The 20,501-nt window shown below is 64.7% G+C and carries 22 protein-coding genes; 12 read left to right on the top strand and 10 right to left on the bottom strand.

All coding sequences use genetic code 11. The features are described from left to right. Positions 1-52: 52 nt before the first annotated feature. Entirely contained in the window at positions 53-589 is a 537-nt protein-coding gene (locus MKI88_RS12705) for a GNAT family N-acetyltransferase (protein WP_241631756.1), read from the bottom strand. Between the two features lie 91 nt (positions 590-680). Continuing rightward, on the bottom strand, positions 681-1,541 hold the full coding sequence (locus MKI88_RS12700) for a metal-dependent hydrolase (RefSeq protein ID WP_241631755.1): 861 nt from the start codon (positions 1,539-1,541) through the stop codon (positions 681-683). A 43-nt stretch (positions 1,542-1,584) separates the two neighbouring features. Here MKI88_RS12700 and MKI88_RS12695 point away from each other — a divergent pair, with 43 nt between their 5' ends. The 5 genes from MKI88_RS12695 to MKI88_RS12675 all read left to right on the top strand — a co-directional run bounded on the left by MKI88_RS12695 (position 1,585) and on the right by MKI88_RS12675 (position 6,186). Beyond that, the gene (locus MKI88_RS12695) at positions 1,585-2,175 is read left to right on the top strand and encodes a TetR/AcrR family transcriptional regulator (protein ID WP_241631754.1); all 591 of its coding nucleotides are present in this window, start codon (positions 1,585-1,587) and stop codon (positions 2,173-2,175) included. Between the two features lie 44 nt (positions 2,176-2,219). Beyond that, positions 2,220-3,272: a GTPase ObgE gene (obgE, locus tag MKI88_RS12690; protein WP_241631753.1), complete on the top strand. Its 1,053-nt coding sequence runs from the start codon at positions 2,220-2,222 to the stop codon at positions 3,270-3,272. Continuing rightward, positions 3,257-4,399 (top strand): glutamate 5-kinase, encoded by a 1,143-nt coding sequence (proB, locus tag MKI88_RS12685; protein ID WP_241631752.1) that lies wholly within the window; start codon positions 3,257-3,259, stop codon positions 4,397-4,399. The genes obgE and proB overlap by 16 nt, the downstream gene beginning before the upstream one ends. Further along, complete coding sequence (locus MKI88_RS12680; RefSeq protein WP_241631751.1) at positions 4,396-5,310, top strand: NAD(P)-dependent oxidoreductase; 915 nt, start codon at positions 4,396-4,398, stop codon at positions 5,308-5,310. Before proB ends, MKI88_RS12680 begins: the two co-directional genes overlap by 4 nt. Before the next feature lie 75 nt (positions 5,311-5,385). Beyond that, on the top strand, positions 5,386-6,186 hold the full coding sequence (locus MKI88_RS12675) for an aspartate/glutamate racemase family protein (protein ID WP_241631750.1): 801 nt from the start codon (positions 5,386-5,388) through the stop codon (positions 6,184-6,186). 16 nt (positions 6,187-6,202) lie between these two features. On the opposite strand, the gene MKI88_RS12670 is transcribed toward MKI88_RS12675, so the two are convergent. Both MKI88_RS12670 and MKI88_RS12665 read right to left on the bottom strand, forming a co-directional pair. Next, the gene (locus MKI88_RS12670) at positions 6,203-7,150 is read right to left on the bottom strand and encodes an EamA family transporter (protein ID WP_241631749.1); all 948 of its coding nucleotides are present in this window, start codon (positions 7,148-7,150) and stop codon (positions 6,203-6,205) included. A 39-nt stretch (positions 7,151-7,189) separates the two neighbouring features. After that, positions 7,190-7,732 (bottom strand): Pycsar system effector family protein, encoded by a 543-nt coding sequence (locus tag MKI88_RS12665; protein ID WP_241631748.1) that lies wholly within the window; start codon positions 7,730-7,732, stop codon positions 7,190-7,192. A 104-nt stretch (positions 7,733-7,836) separates the two neighbouring features. Here MKI88_RS12665 and MKI88_RS12660 point away from each other — a divergent pair, with 104 nt between their 5' ends. Genes MKI88_RS12660 through MKI88_RS12650 form a run of 3 tightly spaced genes read left to right on the top strand, consistent with a single transcriptional unit; the run spans position 7,837 to position 11,356 of the window. After that, positions 7,837-8,079, top strand: a complete 243-nt coding sequence (locus tag MKI88_RS12660; protein WP_241631747.1) for an acyl carrier protein — start codon at positions 7,837-7,839, stop codon at positions 8,077-8,079. 7 nt (positions 8,080-8,086) lie between these two features. Beyond that, positions 8,087-9,289: a serine palmitoyltransferase gene (gene spt, locus MKI88_RS12655; protein ID WP_241631746.1), complete on the top strand. Its 1,203-nt coding sequence runs from the start codon at positions 8,087-8,089 to the stop codon at positions 9,287-9,289. A 48-nt stretch (positions 9,290-9,337) separates the two neighbouring features. Further along, a complete protein-coding gene (locus MKI88_RS12650) occupies positions 9,338-11,356 on the top strand; it encodes an ATP-binding protein (RefSeq protein WP_241631745.1) in 2,019 nt (672 codons plus the stop codon). Here the strand turns inward: MKI88_RS12650 and MKI88_RS12645 are convergent. The 3 genes from MKI88_RS12645 to MKI88_RS12635 are packed head-to-tail and all read right to left on the bottom strand — an operon-like array spanning position 11,313 to position 13,685. Further along, positions 11,313-12,179 carry a hypothetical protein gene (locus MKI88_RS12645; protein ID WP_241631744.1) on the bottom strand — a complete coding sequence of 289 codons (867 nt, stop codon included), beginning with the start codon at positions 12,177-12,179 and terminating at the stop codon, positions 11,313-11,315. The genes MKI88_RS12650 and MKI88_RS12645 overlap by 44 nt on opposite strands. Beyond that, positions 12,176-13,150 carry a diacylglycerol kinase family protein gene (locus tag MKI88_RS12640; protein WP_241631743.1) on the bottom strand — a complete coding sequence of 325 codons (975 nt, stop codon included), beginning with the start codon at positions 13,148-13,150 and terminating at the stop codon, positions 12,176-12,178. The genes MKI88_RS12645 and MKI88_RS12640 overlap by 4 nt, the downstream gene beginning before the upstream one ends. Positions 13,151-13,157: 7 nt before the next feature. Then, positions 13,158-13,685, bottom strand: a complete 528-nt coding sequence (locus tag MKI88_RS12635) for a DUF2141 domain-containing protein (protein WP_241631742.1) — start codon at positions 13,683-13,685, stop codon at positions 13,158-13,160. Between the two features lie 132 nt (positions 13,686-13,817). Between MKI88_RS12635 and lptF the strand changes: the two genes are divergently transcribed. From lptF to MKI88_RS12615, 4 genes are all read left to right on the top strand, one after another. After that, positions 13,818-15,023: an LPS export ABC transporter permease LptF gene (lptF, locus tag MKI88_RS12630; protein ID WP_241631741.1), complete on the top strand. Its 1,206-nt coding sequence runs from the start codon at positions 13,818-13,820 to the stop codon at positions 15,021-15,023. Beyond that, positions 15,024-16,118, top strand: a complete 1,095-nt coding sequence (gene lptG, locus MKI88_RS12625) for an LPS export ABC transporter permease LptG (RefSeq protein WP_241631740.1) — start codon at positions 15,024-15,026, stop codon at positions 16,116-16,118. It abuts the gene before it with no gap. 97 nt (positions 16,119-16,215) lie between these two features. Beyond that, positions 16,216-17,010, top strand: a complete 795-nt coding sequence (locus tag MKI88_RS12620) for a sterol desaturase family protein (protein ID WP_407073352.1) — start codon at positions 16,216-16,218, stop codon at positions 17,008-17,010. Positions 17,011-17,117: 107 nt separating this feature from the next. Next, positions 17,118-18,269 (top strand): N-acetyltransferase, encoded by a 1,152-nt coding sequence (locus tag MKI88_RS12615; protein ID WP_241631739.1) that lies wholly within the window; start codon positions 17,118-17,120, stop codon positions 18,267-18,269. Positions 18,270-18,309: 40 nt separating this feature from the next. Here MKI88_RS12615 and MKI88_RS12610 read toward each other — a convergent pair whose 3' ends face one another. The 3 genes from MKI88_RS12610 to der all read right to left on the bottom strand — a co-directional run bounded on the left by MKI88_RS12610 (position 18,310) and on the right by der (position 20,425). Beyond that, entirely contained in the window at positions 18,310-18,735 is a 426-nt protein-coding gene (locus MKI88_RS12610) for an Hpt domain-containing protein (protein WP_241631781.1), read from the bottom strand. A gap of 90 nt (positions 18,736-18,825) precedes the next feature. Further along, on the bottom strand, positions 18,826-19,041 hold the full coding sequence (locus tag MKI88_RS12605; RefSeq protein WP_241631780.1) for a sulfurtransferase TusA family protein: 216 nt from the start codon (positions 19,039-19,041) through the stop codon (positions 18,826-18,828). Between the two features lie 16 nt (positions 19,042-19,057). Continuing rightward, complete coding sequence (gene der / locus MKI88_RS12600) at positions 19,058-20,425, bottom strand: ribosome biogenesis GTPase Der (RefSeq protein ID WP_241631738.1); 1,368 nt, start codon at positions 20,423-20,425, stop codon at positions 19,058-19,060. Between the last annotated feature and the right edge of the window lie 76 nt (positions 20,426-20,501).

Raw genomic sequence — 20,501 nt, 5'->3', positions numbered from 1 at the left:
TTCGAGTTCCTTTCTTATCCAGCAAGGCAGTTCCGCCATGCCGGGAAAGGCTCTAGCGCCTTGCGCGCTTGAACACCCTCGTCGTGCCGCCCGCGAAATCAACGAGCCCCTGCGCAACAAATCCGTTCTTCTCGGCAACTCGGATCGAGGGGACATTGCCCGGATCGATGATGCACGCGGTTTCGGGATGCGGCAGGTTGGCATCCGCCCACCGCGTGATTGCGCCGACGATCTCGGTCGCCAGCCCCTGACCGTGCGCCTGCGGGTGCAGCACCCAGCCCGCCTCGGGGACGCCGCGGATGGAATCGATACCACGCTCAAAATCGGCAAAGCCGATATTGCCCCGATAAGCGCCCGTCGACCGGTCCTCGATCGCCCAATAGCCATAGCCGAGCACCGGCCAAAGCCCCGCATTGCGCAGGAACCGCGTCCAGCTTTCGGTGCGCGTGAAAGGCTTTCCGCCGATGAAGCGGGTCACCGCCGCATCGGCCCAGAGCGTCGCGAAATCGTCGAAATCCTCGGCGCGGTCGGCGCGGAGGATGAGGCGCGGCGTTTCGATGACGGGTGCGGCGGGAAACGGAAAGGGCATCCGCAGACCCAATCACATTCGCCAGTCCGGCGAAAGCGGTTTATCGAGCCAATTCATTGTTATCCCCGCTTTCGCGGGAATGACACAGGGCTCAGGCCGCCACCGCGGCCCTGGGCGTGATCGCCGCTTCATACTCGCTCTCGGCGAGCGCGATGAGCTTGCGGTCGTCATGGTTCCAGGGGTGGAAGCCCGGCAGGAAGAAGGCCGACCATGACGGCAGCAACCGGCGCAGCGCGCCCGGCTTGCCGAGCAGGAACCACGTGATGCGCAGCCACATCCCCGCACCCTCGATGCCATCCTGCTTGAGCAGATAGGCCATGCCCTTGACGCGGTTGATCCAGAAATTCCTGCTGACGAGCAGCATCATGATGCTCTTGACCTTCCACCGCTTCCAGCGCGACCAGTCCTTCGTCGCGTGAAGCCAGGTGTCATAGGCGACGCCCTTGTGCTCGATTTCTTCCATCGCGTGCCAGCGCCACATGTGTACGAGCTCAGGGTCCGCGCCCCTGAACACGCGATCGTCCTGCAGCATCTGCTGCGCCATGATCGCGGTGTAATGCTCGAGAGCCATGGTAACCGCGAGGTTCAGGATCTGCGCGCGATCCTTTGTCATCTCGAGCGAATCGATCACGACCTGCTCGAGATGCCTGATGTCGTAGCCCGCCTCGGTCACGCGCTTGTTGAACGACACATGCTCGCGGCTGTGGTTCACCTCCTGCTTGATGAAGGCGTTGATCTCCTTCTCGAGCTTGGGAGGAGCGCCGTCGCGGTGCGCGCGCACGCTCTCGACGAAAAAGGCCTCGCCGCGCGGAAAGGTGATGGAAAGCGCGTTGTAAAAAGCCGTTGCAATGGGGTCGCCGGCAAGCCACCACCGTTTCTGCGCATGACCTCTGCCAAAGCGGCGGTCGCGCGGGGTAATGGTGAGATCGACGGGGGTCTTGTCCTGGTTCATGCCATTACTCCTCGCCAAACAGGGATGCATTTTGCTTACATAGATGTCAATAGTGAAGAAGAGATTGAGCCCGGAACTGAGCCGGGCGGCGGCATTGCAGGCCGCGCGCGAGCTTCTGATCGAGGCTGGCCCGCAGGCCGTTACCCTCAAGGCAGTGGCGGGACGAATCGGGCGAACGCACGCCAATCTGCTCCATCATTTCGGCTCGGCATCGGGACTGCAAAAGGCGCTCGCCGAACTGATGGCTGAAACGATCACTGCAAAGATCGGCGCGGTCGTGATGAAGACGCGCGCCGAGCATGGCGATCCGCGCGAAGTGGTCGACCTCACCTTCGACGCCTTCGACAAGGAGGGCGCGGGCGCACTCGCGAGCTGGATGATCCTGTCGGGCAACGAGGACGCGCTCGACCCGATTCTCAATGCGATTCACGACCTTGTCGACGATCTCGCGATCGACAATCAGGATGGCCTGATCCGCCAGGAAACGCTCGCGCTGGTTCTGACCGCGCTGGGCGATTCGCTGCTGGGCGGTCCCATGGCCAGCGCGCTCGGTCTGCCGCGGGACAAGGCGCGCGAGATCGCGGCCGAACAACTGCGCAATTCGGTCACGATGCGCCGCGGTGGGGAAGAATAGGCACAAAGGTTTAATTCCGGCGCGATCCGCGCTAAGCGCGCGCCATGCATTTTCTCGATCAAGCCAAGATTTACGTACGTTCGGGCACAGGCGGCCCTGGGGCCGTCAGCTTCCGTCGTGAAAAATTCATCGAATATGGCGGCCCAGATGGCGGCGAAGGCGGCAAGGGCGGCGATATCGTGTTCGAAGCCGTCCCTGGCCTAAACACGCTCATCGACTTCCGCTACACCCAGCATTTCAAGGCGCCACGCGGCAAGGGCGGCGCGGGCTCGAACCGCACTGGCGCAGGTGGCAAGGATCTCGTGATCCGCGTTCCTGTCGGCACACAGGTGCTCTCGGAGGACAGGGAACACGTCCTCGCAGATTTCACCAAGGCGGGCGAAAAAGTGGTCTTCCTGCGCGGCGGCGATGGCGGTCGCGGCAACGCCAGCTACAAGACATCGACCAACCGCGCCCCACGCCAGCACGGTACGGGCTGGCCGGGCGAAGAGATGTGGGTGTGGCTGCGGCTCAAGCTGCTCGCTGATGCCGGGCTCGTCGGGCTTCCCAATGCGGGCAAATCGACCTTCATCAATTCGGTTACCAACGCCAAGGCCAAGGTCGGCGACTATCCGTTCACCACGACGCGTCCCCAACTCGGGGTCGTGCGCCACCGTGACCGCGAGTTCGTCGTCGCCGACATTCCCGGGCTCATCGAGGGCGCCGCCGAAGGCGCGGGCATCGGCGACCGTTTTCTCGGCCATATCGAGCGCTGCAAGGTGCTGCTGCACCTCGTCGATGCCAATGGCGAGGATCCCGCAGCTGCCTATCGCACCGTTCGCGACGAACTTGAAAATTACGGCGCCGGCCTGACCGACAAGATCGAGATCATCGCCCTGAACAAGGTCGATACGCTCGATGACGAGCTGATCGAGGCGCTCTCGGCCGAACTTGCCGCAGAAAGCGGAGCCGAGGTGCTGCCGCTCTCGGGCGCGACCGGTCATGGGCTCGACGCGGTGCTCGACCGTCTGATCACAGCGATCGGACAGCCCGATCCCGTCGCAGAGATCGCGGACGAGGAGGACGAAGGGGGAAGCGGAGAATGGTCGCCGATCTGAGCCAGGACAGCGCCCGCTTCTCTCCTGCCCAGTGCGCGCGGCTCATCGTCAAGGTGGGCTCGGCACTGCTGGTCGATCCCGATGGCGCGATCCGAGGCCGCTGGCTCGGCACGCTTGTCAAGGACATTGCGGCCGCACACAAGGCGGGCCAGCAGGTCGCAATCGTCTCTTCCGGCGCGATCGCGCTCGGCGCGCGCCGGCTGAAGCTGCCCAAGGGTGGCCGCGCAAGCCTAGAGGACGCACAGGCGGCGGCTGCCACGGGCCAGATCGCGCTGTCGCAGGTCTGGGCCGATCTGCTCGCCGCACACGGCATCATCGCTGCGCAGATGCTTGTCACGCTCGACGATCTCGAGGATCGCCGCCGCTATCTCAACGCCAGCGCGACGCTCGATCGCCTGCTCACGCTGGGCGTCGTTCCCGTCATCAACGAGAATGACAGCGTCGCCACCGCCGAGATCCGCTTCGGCGACAATGATCGCCTTGCCGCGCGCGTCGCGCAGGCCGCGGGGGCGCAGGGAGTCATCCTGCTCTCCGATGTCGACGGGCTCTATACTGCCAATCCGGGGCACGATCCGGATGCCACGCTGATTCCGCGCGTCGAAAAGCTCGATGCGCGAATCATGGCCATGGCCGATGGCCGCACGGCCTCGGGCATGGGCTCGGGCGGCATGGTCTCCAAGCTGGAGGCCGCACGCATCGCGAACAGCGCTGGCGCTGCACTCGCCATCGCCACGGGCAAGAATGATCACGCGCTCAAACGCTATCTCGACAGCAGCCACGGCACCGTCTTCCTGCCCGAGCGCCACGCCGGCGCGCGCAAGGCATGGCTCGCGGGCCGGTTGCGCGTGAAGGGCAGCATCCATATCGACGCTGGCGCCGCCGCTGCGCTGGGCAAGGGCAAGAGCCTCCTCGCAGCAGGCGCTACCTCGGTCCAAGGCAGTTTCGAGCGCGGCGACGTGATCGACGTGATCGGTCCCGGCGAACAGCGCCTCGCACGAGGCCTCTCGGAATATGACAGCGCCGATGCCGCGAAGATTATCGGCCGGCGCAGCGATGCGCTCGAAACGATCCTCGGCTATGCACCGCGCACCGCCCTCGTCCACCGCGACCATATGGTGATCCTGTGACGACCACGCTCGCGCTTACCGGAGCGACGGGGTTCGTCGGCAAGACCGTCATCCGCCTCGCACTCGACAAGGGCTTCCAGATCCGCGCGCTGACGCGCCGCCCGCAACCGGCGCGCACGGGCGTGACCTGGATCGACGGTGCGCTTGACCGACCCGAGAGTCTGGCGGAACTCGCTGAGGGCAGCGACGCGGTGATGCACATCGCGGGCGTGGTCAACGCCCCCGATCGTGCGGGTTTCGTCGCGGGCAATGTCGATGGCACGCGCGCCATGGTCGAAGCCGCCGCCGCTGCGCGTGTCCGCCGCTTCATTCATGTCTCCTCGCTCGCCGCGCGCGAGCCGGACCTGTCCGACTATGGCTGGTCCAAGGCCGAGGCGGAGGCGGTCGTCGCCGCCAGCGGACTCGACTGGACGATGGTGCGCCCCCCCGCGATCTACGGCCCCGAAGATACCGAGATGTTCGAGATGTTCCGCATGGCGCGGCGCGGCCTTGTGCTGCTGCCGCCGGGCGGACGTATGTCGGTGATCGAAGTCGGCGATCTGGCCCGGCTGTTGCTCGCGCTCGTTCCCGACCGGACGTCGTTCGGCGCGGTTTACGAGGCCGACGATGGCGTCGCGGGCGGCTGGACGCACAAGGGCTTTGCCGAGGCGCTGGGCTATGCGGTCGATCGCCGCGTCAAGACCTTCGCCGCGCCCAAATCGATGCTCCGCGTCGCGGCGCGGGTCGATCGCACGCTGCGCCGCTCAAGGGCCAAGTTGACCCCCGACCGTGTGAATTATTTCAGCCATCCCGACTGGGTGATCGATCCGGCCCGCCGCCCGCCCGCAAGCCTCTGGGAACCGCAGGTCAACACGCGCGCGGGCCTCAAGGCAACCGCCGCCTGGTATCGCCGCAAGGGCTGGCTCACCTGACCCCGCAACATGCCGATTGACCGTCATTTGTCCGGACAACTTGACGAAGTTTGAGTCCCCGCACATCATGCGGGTATGAAGATCGGTACGCTCGGCACGGTAAAAAATCCCCTTGATCGGCGCGGGGTCGCGCCCGAACTCCGGTCTTCGCTGGCGGCGGACACCACGCTGGTGGGCTTTCCCTCGCGCGTGCCGGCCTTTCCCTTCACGCCCGTCGAGCAGGCGATGCAGCAGCTGGGGCATCTCGATGCCGCCTTCGCCGCGGCCGCGCAGGGCTGCGACGCGGTCGTCATCGACAGCGTCGGCGATTATGGCCTGCCCGCAATTCGCGCGGCGCTCGATATCCCCGCGATCGGCGCGGGGGAAGCTGGAATGATGGCCGCGTCGGCGGGCGGGCGGCGCTTCGCCATCGTCACCGTCTGGCCAGCCTCGATGAACTTCATCGTCAAAGGGTTACTGCGAAGCTATGCGATCGAGCAGTTCTGCACGGCAATCCGCAATGTGGGAGAAGAAGGCGCGCTCGACAGCCTTGCCGGACCCGATGGCTATCTGGCGCAGATCCGCGACGGGCAGGACGGCATCGTCGCGCGCGTTGTTGCCGCCGTCTATGCAGAGATCGCGGCGGGCGCAGAGGCGGTGATGCTCGGCTGCACCTGCATGTCACCCATTGCGGCGCGCGTTCAGGCCGCCTGCGGCGTCCCCGTCATCAATCCGCTCGCCGAAGGTGTCAGACGCGCAGAAGCGCTTGCACGTTCGGATATCCGGACACCGGCCGGGCTCCGGCCGGGCCGCGATGCGCTCGTCGCCCGGATGGTCGATGCGGTCGCCGATGAAACGCCAGAGGATTGCCCGGTCTGCGTGTTCGCGGAAGAGTAACGCGTCAGGGACGAGATCAGACGGGCTCGCCGCGCCGCCAGGGAAAACCCGGAAGACGCGAGGCCATCGGCCAGAGCACGTTGATCGCCAGCCCGCCCATGACCAGCGCGGCCGCGCCCAGCTTCCAGCCGGGCAGTGATTCGCCGAGCAGCAACGCCGAAGCCCCCATGCCGAAGATCGGGATGAGCAAGGCGGTCGGCGTGATCGTCGCTGCCGGATAGCGTGCGAGCAGCCAGCTCCACGCCGCATAGCCGAACATCGTGTTGCCGACCGACTGCCACACGACCGCCGCCCAGGCGTCGCCGCCCGCCGATGCCAGCGCGGCGGCGATCGCCGTCGGCCCTTCGAGCAGCAGCGATGCGATCAGCAGCGGTGGAATCGAGAACAGGCTGGCCCAGACGACATAGGCAAGCATGTCGGTCGTCCCGCTCGACTTGGCGACCTGGTTTCCACCCGCCCAGCTCATCGCGGCGACCAGCGCCAGAGCGAGCCCGAATGCGGTCGTGCTCCCGTCGGTATGCGCCATGATCACGCCGAAGCCGATCGTCGCGAGCAGCAGCGCAACGATCTGGAAGCCGCGCAATCGCTCGCCGCTCAGCCACATCGCAAGGCCGATGGTGAAAAACACCTGCGCCTGCATCACCAGCGACGCGACGCCCGGCGAGATATGACCATCCATCGCGATATAGAGCAGTCCGAACTGGCCGAAGCCGATCAGAAAGCCATAGGTCGCAAGCGATCGCCATGAGACGGCGGGCCGCTTGAGGATGAAGGCCGCGGGCAACAGCGCGATGATGAAGCGCAGGGTCGCGAACAGCAGCGGCGGAAAATCGTCGAGCGCTACGCGGATGACGACAAAGTTGGTGCCCCACACCGCCACGACCGCCAGTGCGAGCAGCGCGTGACGCAAGGACAGTCCGTGCGGGGCCGCTGCGGGGTTGGCGGAAGCACTCATGCCGCGCATGTAGCAGCCCTCGCGGCGGCGTCATCCCGAGAAAAACGATCAGGCCTGCAACAGATGCTGTGCGGCAAAGGTCGCGAAGGTCGTCACCAGCCCGATCAGGAAGGTGCGATAGGCAAGCCCGAGATAACGGTATTTCTTGTTCTGGAGCACCTGCCCGTTCTGATAGACGTCGCGCAGCATCAGCCGGTAAAGCGCCTCCTCGTCGTGCAGCTCCGCAATCACGCGGTCGGCGAACTCGGTTTCGCTCATCTGCGTGAACTGGCCGAAGAACAGGATGTTGGGGTTGGCGCCCGGCCTGGCCTTGGTCGCGGGCAGCACCGCGAATACCGCAAGCATCGCCGATACGAACGAGAAGAACGCCAGCACCATCAGCGGCAAGACGAGCTCACCTCCGCTGCGCGCCTGCCCGATCGAGATGGTGAAGACCACGAATGTCGCCCCCATCAGGATGCTCGCCTTCTGGTCGGCCATCTGACTGAGCTGGACGTTGATCTGCTCGACAGTGCGCACGAGGTGCACCGCGTTGGGCGGGAATTTCTGGCCCGGCATCTTGGCGGGCACGCTGGCTGGTTGATCCCCCATGGCGCGATCATGACACGCCCTCCTGCCCTCGACAAGAAACGCCAACGCCGCTTTTGTGCCGCAATCGCTTGGCAATGGCATGTTCACAGGATTAAGGACCGCAAATGACCGACCGACAGCAGATTTTCGAAACCGTCACGACGCAGATCGAACCCTTCAACAAGAAGGGCGTCGCACTCACCGAAGCCACCACCTTTGCGGGCGATCTCGAATGGGACAGCCTCACCGTGATGGACTTCGTCGCCGCGATCGAGGACGAGTTCGACATCATCATCACGATGAACATGCAGGCCGAGATCGAGAATGTCGGCCAGCTCGTCGACGCGGTCGGCAAGCTCAAGGGCTGATCGCCAGATGACCGACCTCTTCTCCAAGTTCGATCCGCTGATCCAGCAGCGAGAGGCGCTGCTCGCGACCGGGGTCAAGGATCCCTTCAGCCTCGTCATGGAGGCGGTGAAGTCCCCTACCGTCGCGGTCTGCAACGGCAAGGAGACGATCCTGCTCGGCACGTACAACTATATGGGGATGACCTTCGATCCCGACGTGATCGAGGCCGGCAAGAAGGCGCTCGACGAATTCGGCGCGGGCACCACGGGCAGCCGCGTGCTCAATGGCACCTATCAGGGCCACCGGGAGGTCGAGGAGGCGCTGAAGGAATTCTATGCCATGGATCACGCCATGGTGTTCTCGACGGGCTACCAGGCCAATCTCGGCATCATTTCGACGATCGCCGGCAAGGGCGACTATGTCATCCTCGATATCGACAGCCACGCATCGATCTATGACGGCTGCAAGATGGGCGACGCCGAAATCGTCGCCTTCCGTCACAACGATATCGAGGCGCTCGAAAAACGGCTGAAGCGCCTTCCGGCCGATGCAGGCAAGCTCGTCGTGCTCGAGGGTGTCTACTCGATGCTCGGCGATATCGCCCCACTCAAGGAAATGATCCGCGTCTCCAGGGAAGCGGGCGCGATGGTGCTCGTCGACGAAGCGCACTCGATGGGCTTCATCGGGCCAAATGGTCGCGGCGTGGCCGAGGATCAGGGCGTGCTCGACGATGTCGATTTCGTCATCGGGACCTTCTCGAAGAGCGTCGGCACCGTTGGCGGCTTCTGCGTCTCGAACCATCCCAAGTTCGAAATCCTGCGCCTCGTCTGCCGCCCCTATGTCTTCACCGCGTCGCTGCCGCCGAGCGTGGTCGCGACCGCCGCGACCTCGATCCGCAAGCTGATGCACGGATCGAACAAGCGCGCGCATCTCTGGGAAAACTCGAAGCGTCTGCACAAGGGGCTCAAGGAGCTCGGCTTTCAGCTGGGCACAGACGAGCCGCAATCGGCGATCATCGCGGTGATCATGCCCGATCTCGAGCGCGGCGCCGCGATGTGGGAGGCACTGCTCGAAGAGGGGCTCTACGTCAACCTCGCGCGCCCGCCCGCGACGCCTGCCAACATGACGCTGCTGCGCTGTTCGCTGTGCGCCGAGCATTCGGCCGAGCAGGTCGAGCAGATCCTCGGCATGTTCAAGGCAGCGGGCCGTAACGTCGGCGTGATAAGCTAGGCATCGTCTTGCTTTCCTTGGCCGCGGCGATTTGTTAATCCTTTGAGCATGGCGGTCGAGGAAACCGACTTCGGGGGCGAAGAAAGCGCACAACCCGGCTGGCAGCGCTGGCTCGGCTGGATCGGCGCCGGCATCGTCGTCTCGATCCTGATCGCACTGATCGCGATGCTGGCGCTATCGTCGCGTCAGCGCGACACCGCGCTCGAATGGCAACAGCGCAGCTTCGAAGTGATGATTGCGGTTCGCGCGATCGAGGGCCAGATGGCGCAGTCCGAAGCCACGCTCGGCCGCGCGGTGATAGCATCCGACAAGGATGTCGCGCGCCAGTTCTACGACAACTGGCGGCGCACGGGCAGCATGATCACGCGGCTCCAGCGCATCACGCGCAACAATCCCGAGCAGGCTGCGCTCGTGCGCGATCTTCAGGCGCTCTACCGCACGCGCAGCGAAGAGCTCGAGGAAGCCGCGCTCCGGCTCAACTACGACCAGAAGCAGAACGCGCTGTCGGTCTATTTCAATGCCGGCAAGACCGAGACGCTCGACCGTTTGAAGGCAATTTTCCGCGAGATCGTCGCCAACGAACAGACGCTGCTCGCCGCGCGCACGGGTGAAGCCAAGGGCTTCATGGCGCAGTCCAACAAGCTCGCAGCGACCCTGTCGGTGCTCGGTCTGCTGCTCGTCGTCGGCGCGATCGGGCTGGGCTGGACGGCGATAGACGCGATCACGCAGCGACGGCGTGCGCGGCGTACCGCGGAAGTCGAAGCGCACCGGGCCGAGTTGCTCGAAGGCGCGGTCGCCGAACGCACCACCGAACTGCGCCTCGCCAACCAGCGGCTGCTCGCCGAGGCGAGCGAGCGCGCACATGCCGAGGCGCAGCTGCGTCAGATCCAGAAGATGGAAGCCGTTGGCCAGTTGACCGGCGGCATCGCGCACGACTTCAACAACATGCTCGCGGTTGTCGTCGGCGGGCTCGAGCTCGCCAAGCGCAAGCTCCACGATCATGCGGGCGACGCCGAGCGCCATCTCGACAACGCCATGGAAGGCGCCAATCGCGCGGCCGCGCTCACCCGCCGTCTGCTGGCCTTTGCGCGCGCTGAACCGCTGCTGCCGCAGTCAGTGAATCCCGACACGCTCGTGCGCGGCATGAACGACCTTATGGACCGAACGCTGGGCGAGCGCATCCGGCTCGAAGTCGAGAGCGTCGCGCATCCCTGGAGCATCTGGGTCGACCGCCACCAGCTCGAAAACGCAATCCTCAACCTCGCCGTCAACGCGCGCGACGCGATGGACGGCGAAGGCAAGCTCACCATCCGCACATCCAACGTCTCGCTCACCGCAGACGAGGTCGGCGAATCACTGCCCGGCGACTATGTCCGCGTCGACGTCACCGATACGGGCTGCGGCATGTCGCGCGAGGTGCTCGAACGCGTGTTCGAGCCCTTCTTCACCACCAAGCCCGTGGGCAAGGGCACCGGCCTCGGCCTCAGCCAGATCTTCGGCTTCGTCCGCCAGTCGGGCGGGGAGATCAGCATCGCCTCCGCCGAAGGGCTGGGCACGACGGTCTCGCTCTATCTGCCGCGCCACCAGAGCACCGAGGATGCGGACGAGCACGTGGCGGCCCCACGCATCGAAGCCACCGGTAATCTGCCGCAACAGCCCATGCTCACAAGCCGCATCGCGCTGGTCGTCGAAGACGATGCGCGCGTGCTCGCCGCCACCTCGAGCGCGCTTGAGGAGCTGGGGGTCAAGACGATCTGCGCATCATCCGCCGAAGAGGCGATGGCGATGCTCGAGGCCGACAGCGCCATCGACATCATCGTCTCCGACGTCGTCATGCCGGGCATGACCGGCCCCGAATTCGTCGCGAGGGTCGGCCCGCTCTATCCTGATGTCGCGATCCTCTTCGTCACCGGCTATGCCGATGTCGACGATGCCCAGGCCTTTGGGGGGCATGCGGTGCTGAGAAAGCCCTTCACGATCAGTGCGCTCGAAAACGCGATCGAGGGCGCGCTAGCAAATGCGCCTAACGCACGGCGCCGCGCGACAACAGTCGCGGCAGCAGAATAAGCGCGCCGAGTATCGGGAAGCGCCGCTGCCAAGGGCGCACCTCGATCGTGGTGCCGGCATGGCGGTTGATCTTCCACGCGAGATAGTCGATCCCGCCGGCAAAGGTCAGGCTCGCCTTGGCGAGGCGCACCAGCGTCAGCAGCTTGCCGTTGCGCCGCAGCCGCCGCCAGCGCGCATCCAGATCGGGCAAGCTCGCTGGCGGTTCGGCAGCCAGAGCCGCCGAAAGGCGCCGGTAATGGTCGGGGTCGAAATCGACGATGGAGCCCGAGCGGTCCTTGCGCTCGGCGCGAAGCTCGGCGCCATAGGTCAATGCAAAGCCACGCCGCCACAGGTCGAGCGGATCGTCCAGGGCCGCCGCCGGGGTGAGCGTCGCCAGGGTGACGGGCGCCTGGGCAATCGCCGCAATGGCCGCGTTGCGTGCCGCGCCATCGGCCGTCCAGACCAGTCGCGAAGGCTGCGCGAAGCGCGCCCAGACCGACACATTGCTCGCCTCCGGGCGGCACAGCGCGGCGAAGTCGGCTTCGTTCAGGACCGCATATTTGGCGGAAAGCCCGTCATGGCCGAAAGGGAAGACATTGGGCGGAACAAGCCGGTTGGCGGTCGCCAGCCATCGCTGGCCGTAAGCCGCGCGATAATCGGAGACGATCAGGTAAAAATCGAGCATCTGCCCATCGAGTTCGGCAGTGCGCAGGCACGATCCGTAGAACAGCACCGCGCGCGCCGCCACGCCATATCGTGCTGCAATGGCCTCTGCCATTGCGACGACGCGCGGATCGGCGGGCTCGGCCAGCTCGGCCGCGATCAGCGTCTCAAGGTCGGTCACGCCGCCAGGCGGAGGAACGGAACGGGTGCCGTTGAGGTCAGTACGATCGGATGATCGCGCTCCGCCCTGAAGGTCTCACCGTCGAGGATGACGCTCGACCCCTCGCCCTCGATGCGGACGAGGTCGCCGCGCTCGAAATGGACGCCGCTCAGCTTGTCGCGCCCCAGCCGGCCGAAGATGGCGCCGTAAAGCGCACGCACCATCGCAGGGAAGGTCAGCTCGACCGCCATGAACTTCATGCGCCCAGGGACATGCACGCCGCTGTCGGCACGCGCCGCCAACAACATCTTTTCAAGCGTAGTGACGATGAACACCGAGAAATCGCCGAGCGGCTGGCCTTCACGAACAAGCGAAATGCGCACCGGTCTCGGCTTGGGCGGCAAAAAGCTGGTACGCAGCCCGAACAATGCCGAGATGAGCACCGCCAGCGCAGCCAGCACATGGCTGACCCCGTTGGGCAATCCGAGCGGATAGATCTTGGTGCGGCAATAAAGGATCGTATCCGCCAGTCCCGCACCCCCGAGGAACATCCCCAGCGTCGGCCGGGTGCCGGACTGACCGTCGCTGAGCGCGATCAGCTCGCGCACGACGATATGATCGGAAAGATCGGTTTTGCTCAGCTCGACCACGCGTTCGAGCGCCGCGAGCGGATCGCCGGCGGCGCCGAGGTCAAGCGCGATCAGATTGGTCTTGCCATTGGGCAGCACCGCTACGGGGGGCGGCGCATCGCCGAAATGCCCGCCATGATAGAGCTCGGTCAGCGCGGCCTGCACGGTGCCGTCGCCACCGTTGATGACGAGAATCTTGGGCTTCACGCGCGCGATGGTGCGCAACGCCTCGCCGATCTGGCCGACATGCTCCACTTCATAATGGAAGATGTCGGGTCTGCCCGCGCAGAAGCTCCGCACGCGCGGCAACAACGAGCGGTTGCCCGTTGAGCGCGGATTGGAGAGAAGCGCGACGCATGCCATGGTTTTGCTACGCTCCCACGGGCTTGAACGAGAGACCCTGAATATAGTTCAGCGTCACCGGCACCAGGCGTGGCCCCTCGCTCACCGTGAACGCGACGCGGTTCATATCGGGCTTGCGCTTGAGCGCCAGATCACTGATCGAAACGCTTGGATTGCCCGAAAAGCCGCCGCCATCGGTGCGGCTCGTCTTGCCATTTCCATCAAGATCATGGCGCACCGAGATTGCATAGCGCCCCGCCTTGGGCACGGGCACGCAGATGTCCATCACACCGCCGCGCGTCGCCGCGACATCGACGCGCTCGATATACTGCTTCTTCTCTAGGAAGGTCGCCTTGTTGTCGCTGTAGAGCTGGACGCGGACCACGCCGGTGCGGGCCTTGAGGCCGCTCACGCGCGCGATCACCGCGGGTCCGCCCTTCTGGCACGACGCGGCATACGGCCCCAGCGTCGTCGCCCGGGCCGCGGTCAGAGGGGTAACAAAGGGCATCGCGACCGCCACAAGGCCGATCAGCGCGACACCGGAAAGTTTCAACATGACCTCTTCACTCCTGGGCGCTATATCCATCCCCGTTGCCGGACATGGACGGCTGTGTTCGCCCCCGTGTCCTCCTAAAGATCGGCTGTGTTTGCGGCCAAATCATGGTCATGGGACGACTGAATTCTGAAAATGCTCACGTCCACCGACCGTTACCTCGCCAGGCTGATCGCCCTCCCGCTCTTCGGGACGCTGGTGATCGCGGCCATGCTGCTCGTGCTCGACAAGATGCTGCGGCTGTTCGATTTCGTGGCGTCCGAAGGCGGTCCGGTCAGCGTCGTGTGGCGCATGCTTGCCAACCTCATCCCCGAATATCTGTCACTCGGCATCCCGATCGGGCTGATGCTGGGCATCCTGCTAGCATTTCGCAAGCTCGCCACCTCCTCCGAACTCGACGTGTTTCGCGCGGTGGGCATGAGTTACGGGCGACTGCTGCGCGTACCCTATATGTATGCGATCGCACTCGCCTTGGTGAACCTGGCGATCGTCGGCTTCGTCCAGCCCTATGCGCGCTATGCCTATGAGGGGCTTCGCTTCGAACTGCGGTCGGGGGCCCTCGGCGCTTCGATCAAGGTCGGCGAGTTCACCCGGCTTGGCTCCAAGATCACGCTTCGGATCGAACAGAGCCGCAAACAGGGTCGTGAACTTTCGGGCATCTTCGTGCGCGCCGAGAATCGCGACCAGCAATCGGTCTCCGCGACCGCCAAATCGGGTCAGTTTCTCGCAACCGATGATCCCGACACGATCATATTGCGGCTCACCAACGGCGTGCTGATCCACGACGCACCCAATTTCAGGACGCCACGCGTACTCAGCTTCTCCAGCCATGACCTGCCGATCGACCTTCCCAAGATCGAGGCGTTCCGCGGGCGCGGCGGCGCAGATCGCGAACTCACCATTCCCGAGCTCGTCCGCGTCGGCCGCGATTCCACCGCGTCGCAGGAACTGCGCAACGAATCGCGCGCCAATTTCCATTTTCGCATGGTCGAGGTGGCGATGATGCTCCTGCTACCGCTGCTCGCGGTCGCGCTCGCGGTCCCGCCAAAGCGATCGACCTCGGCGCTCGGCGTCTTCATTTCGATCGTGATGGTCGTCACCTATCACAAGATCAACGAATATGGCGAAGGCCTGGGCGCGCTTGGTATCGTCCATCCGATCATCGCCCTGTGGGTGCCTTTCCTGCTGTTCGCGGCGCTGATCATGTGGATGTACCATACCCTCGCAATGGTGCCCGGCGGTCAGCCGATCGGCGCGCTCGAACGCGCCTTTTCCGGGTTGGGCAAGCTCGCGAAGACATGGTTCCGCTTCGGGCAGCGCAAGCTGGAGGCCCGCACTTAAATGCAGACGCAGTTTTTCCCGTCGCGCACGGTGTCGGTCTATATGGCGCGGATGTTCCTGGTCCGCAGCTTCGCGGTGCTGGCCGCGCTGGTGCTCGTCCTCCAGGCACTCGACCTGCTCGGCGAGGCCGACAAGATTCTCGCCTATCCGGGCAACGGCAATGCCGAGCTATGGACCTATGTGACGCTGCGCGTGCCACAGATCGTGGCGCGTTTCCTGCCCTTTTCGGTGCTGCTCGGCACGCTCATCACGCTCATCACGCTCAACCAGAACAGCGAAGTGATCTCGATGAAGGCGTCAGGGCTGTCGGCGCACCAGGTGCTCGCGCCGCTGATCCTCGCCAGCCTGCTGGTCGCCGCCATTTCCTTCACCTTCAACGAACGCATCGTCGCGCGCGCCAGCGACACGCTGGATCGCTGGGAAAAGGCGGATTTCGGACCACTGCCCAAGGACAAAGCGCTCCAGACCAATGTCTGGGTGCGCGATGGCAACAACCTCATTCACGCCGCCGAAGTGCGCGGACGGGGCGCGACCACCCGACTCGACAAGATCACGGTCTACGACCGCGAGGCCGACTCGCTGCTGCAGATCGTCGAGGCCCCCACCGCACGCCTTTCCCCGCAGGGCTGGACGCTTACGGATGCGACGCGCTTCAAGGTGGCGCAGGGGACGAGCGAGCCCATGGGCACGATCACCATCGGCCAGGACATCCGTCCCGATCAGTTCACGCTGGCGCAGGTCGATCCCGACGGGCTGTCCTTCATGGCGCTCCGGGAGGCGATCGCCGACCTCAAGGACGCGGGCCGTCCGACACGCGCGCTGGAGGCCAATTTGTGGCACAAGATCTCCGGGCCAATGTCCTCGGTATTGATGCCGCTGCTCGGCGCCGTCGCCGCCTTCGGCCTCGCGCGCTCAGGCCAGTTGTTCCTGCGCGCGGTGATCGGCATGGCGCTCGGCTTTGCCTATTTCGTCGCCGACAATTTCGGGCTCGCCATGGGCAATCTCGGCGCCTATCCGCCCTGGCTCGCCGCCTGGGGGCCGTTCCTGCTGTTCTTCCTGATCGGCGAGACCGTGCTGGTCAGGACCGAGGAATAGCGCCCGCTCTTGGCCCCATTTGTGCCGTATTGCCCCGGCAGAGCGTGCATCTATATTGCTCGGCCCATGCCCGAAAGGCGGGGCCGACGACCAGTGAATTGAGGGTACGCACGTGAAAACCGCTGAAACGGCGCAGACCGGCTTCTGGAACAAATCGCATCATCTTGACCGGATGACGCTCAAGGAACTCGTCGTCGCCTATTTCCAATATCCGGCGATCATTGTCTATTTGCTCCTCGCCGTAACGTCGATTGGGCTGTGGGTCTGGCGCCCCGCGCCGCTTGTGCAGACGCTCGCTGCGATCGCAGTCGCGGTCTTCATCTATCCGCTCGCCTGGTATGCGCTTCACCGCTGGGTGCTGCACAGCCGCTGGATGTGGAAGCATAAATGGCTCGCGGGCACCTGGAAGCGCATTCATTACGACCACCATCAGGATCCCAACCATCTCGAGATCCTGTTCGGAGCGCTTCACACGACGCTGCCGACGATCGTCATCGCTACCGCGCCGCTGGGCTATCTCATCGGCGGCTTTGGCGGCGCAGCGATTGCAACTGCAACGGGGCTGATCACCACCTGCGTGTACGAGTTCTTCCACTGCATCCAGCACCTGGCTTACAAGCCGAAGAACAAGCTCATTCTCATGATGAAGCAGCGCCACATGGCGCACCACTTCCACGACGAGACGGGCAATTTCGGCATCACCAATTATTTCTGGGATCGCCTGTTCGGCACGCTCTATGACCGCGTTTCGGAGCGCCAGAAGAGCCCCACCGTCTTCAACCTCGGCTATACGCCCGAGGTGGCAGAAGTTTATCCCTATGTCGCTGATCTTTCGGGCGGCGTCGCCACCGGCCATCCAGTCGAGCGGCTTCGCGCGAAGCTGAAAGGCTGATTGTCGCGCGCCCCGGCGAATGCCGGGGCCCCGGTCACGATCAAAAGACACTGGACCCCGGCGTTGGCCGGGGTAAAACCGCGCCCGACATCGGGGAACAATCTGGAATGACCGACATCACCATCCGGCCCGTCGATACCGCGGCCGATCGCAGGGCGTTCGTCGATCTCGCCTACCGGCTCAATGGGAATGATCCCAACTGGGTCGCGCCGCTCAAGGCCGAGGTCCACGGCCTCATCACGCCGGCCAAAAACCCCTGGTTCGGCCATGCCGAGGCACAGCTGTTCCTCGCGGAACGCCGCGGTCGCGTCGTGGGCCGTATCTCGGCGCATATCGACCGTCTTGCGCTCACCCAGCCAGTCGCCCAGGGCATGGGCCCCGGCACGGGCAACTGGGGCATGATGGAAGCCGAAGACGAAGCCGTTTTCAAGGCGCTCATCGCACGCGCCGAAGAATGGCTGCGCAAAAAGGGCATGCACCGTTCACTCGGTCCACTGAGCCTGTCGGTCTGGGACGAACCGGGCTTGCTCGTCAGCGGTTTCGATCACCCGCCAACGGTGATGATGGGGCACAATAGCCCGGCCTATCGCGGCTGGGTTGAGCATGCCGGCTACGCCCCCGCCAAATCGCTCCTCACCTACGACCTCGATATCACCGGCGGCTTTCCGCCGATCGTCCAGCGCATCGTGCAGTCGGGCGAGCGCAACAGCCGTATCGTCATCCGCAAGGTCGACAAGCGCCGCTTCGACCAGGAAGCCGCGCTCATCATGGGCATCCTCAATGATGCATGGTCGGACAACTGGGGCTTCGTGCCGCTGACCGACGACGAGATCGCCTATGTCGGTAAGAAACTGAAGCCCATCGTTCGTGAAGATCTGATCATGGTGGCCGAGGTCGAGGGCGAACCCGTCGCCTTCATGATCGTGCTGCCTGACCTGAACGAGCCGCTGCGCGGACTCAAGGGCTCGCTGCTTCCCTTCGGCTGGGCGAAGCTGCTCTGGTGGCTGCGCAAGCCCGCCTCGCGCACGATGCGCGTGCCGCTGATGGGCGTCGTGAAAAAGCTCCAGTCATCGCGGCTCGCTAGCCAGCTCGCCTTCATGATGATCGAATATATCCGTCGTGAAGCGATAAAGAATTACGGTTCCCAGCGCGGCGAGATCGGCTGGATCCTCGACGACAACCAAGGCATGCGAGCGATCGCGGAGACGATCGAAAGCACGATAAACCGCGAATATGTGATCTACGAAAAGGCGCTTTGACCCGATCCGGCGATGCCGTACCGCAGCGGCATCATTGGTTTCAGATCCGGCCGAAGCCCTGGTTGTTCGCAACGGCCTTCTTGCCGAAAGCCTGCCGGCGTTCGACCAGCGGGTTGCACTCTCTTTCGAGCAGCGACAGCGTCGCTTCGAATGTCGGGCGCAATTGCACGACCTGCTGGAGCACCTCGTCGGGGGCCTCGTGCGTTTCGACGCAGCGGCGCGCCACCGCCTCGATCTGTTCGGCAAGCACCGACAGTGGCTCCGCGCCGAACTGGCGCGATTCGCCCTTGAGCGTATGCGCGGGCAGGATCAGCGCCGTCGCGTTCTTGGCGCGCATGGCTTCCTCGATCGCGGCGACCGATTTGGTACCATCCTCCCGGAAATAGCCGAGAATCCGAATGAAATCCGCGCCAAGTTCCTGCCGCGCAGCAAGAAAGGCCGGCCAGTCGACGAGAGTCTGATCCATCTGGGTCACGAAACCCGATCCTCCAGTATCTGAAACACTTGTTCCCGGATCGGAAAATACGGCCCAAGCGGTAAACAGAGCGTTGACGCGTCAGGTTACGATCTCGAAACCTTCCCCGATTTCGGTTAAAACGGGGGCAACGGTCCAGCCGCGCTCCTCGGCAAGCGCGGCGATTTCACCGGGCGCGATCGGATCGTCGGCGACGATGCGCACGCATTGCCCGGCGCCGGCCTCACGCGCCGCGCGCGCCAGCCGCAGCACCGGCCACGGGCAACGCATCCCGCGCGCATCGACAAGTGGTGTCATCGCCTCACCGCGCAATTCACTTCCCGTAAGGGTTCTTCGGCGCCCGCAATGTCAGCCGCACGGGCACCGCGCCGAAGCCCAGTTCGCGGCGTATGCCGTTGACCAGATAGCGGCGATAGCTTTCGGGCAGCTGGTCGACACGCGTGCCGAACAGCACGAAGCCGGGAGGGCGCGTCTTGGCCTGCGTCACATAGCGCAGCTTGATGCGTTTGCCGCCGGGTGCCGGCGGCGGATTGGCCTCGATCGCGCGCTCGAACCAGCGGTTGAGCTGCCCTGTCGACACACGCTTCGACCACGCCTCGCGCGTTTGGAAGGCCACGTCGATCAGCTGGTCGAGCCCCTTGCCCGTCGCGGCGGAGACCGCGATCAGCGGCACGCCCTTCACCTGCGCCAGACCCTCGTCCAATGCCTTGCGCACGCCCTGGAACAGGCTCGACGGATTTTCGGCCACGTCCCATTTGTTGATCGCGATGATCAGGGCACGCCCCTCTTCGAGCACGCGGTCCGCGATCCGCAGATCCTGCACCTCGAGCCCCCGCGTGGCATCGAGCAGCAGCACGACGACCTCTGCGAAATCGACCGCATGGAGCGCATCGGCGGCCGAGAGCTTCTCGAGCTTGTCCTGCACCTTGGCCTTTTTGCGGAGCCCGGCGGTATCGATCAGCCGCAGCGGGCGTGTGCCCTCCTCATGCGGCCAGGCGAGATCGATCGCGATCGAATCGCGCGTGATCCCCGCCTCGGGCCCGGTAATCATCCGGTCTTCGCCCAGGATCCGGTTCACGAGCGTCGATTTGCCCGCATTTGGCCGCCCGACGATCGCCAGCTTCAGCGGACCGTCTTCGTCCTCCTCGCCATCGTCCTCCTCACCTTCGCCCTCTTCACGGTCGATATGCGGCAGCAGCGCCTCGAACAGGTCGGCGATGCCTTCGCCATGCTCGGCGCTGAGCTGGACGGGATCGCCGAAACCCAGTTCGAGCGATTCGAGAATCCCGCTTTCACCCGCGCGCCCCTCGGCCTTGTTGGCCACGAGGATCACGGGTGTCGTGCTCCCGCGCAGCCATCGCGCGATCTCGGCGTCGAGCGGGACGATCCCTGCGCGCGCATCGATCAGGAACAGCGCGACATCTGCCTCGGCAACCGCGGCCTCGGTCTGCACGCGCATCCTTCCGGGAAGGCTCTGCGGATCCTCATCCTCGAAGCCCGCCGTGTCGAACAGGCGGAAATCGAGGCCGAGCAGATGCGCTTCCCCCTCACGGCGGTCGCGGGTCACGCCGGGCATGTCGTCGACCAGCGCGAGCTTCTTGCCGACCAGCCGATTGAACAGCGTCGACTTGCCCACATTCGGCCGCCCGACAATGGCGACGACGGGCAATCTCCTGGCCATCTGGCCTTCTCCATAAGCAATCGAGGACGACCCGCCCAAAATGGGGCGGATCGTCCTCTCGATTCAACCAAATTAT

Origin of the sequence: Sphingomonas sp. LaA6.9, from assembly GCF_022601895.1 — a bacterium.
Taxonomy (GTDB): domain Bacteria; phylum Pseudomonadota; class Alphaproteobacteria; order Sphingomonadales; family Sphingomonadaceae; genus Sphingobium_A.
This window is presented reverse-complemented; position numbering and strand designations above follow the sequence as displayed.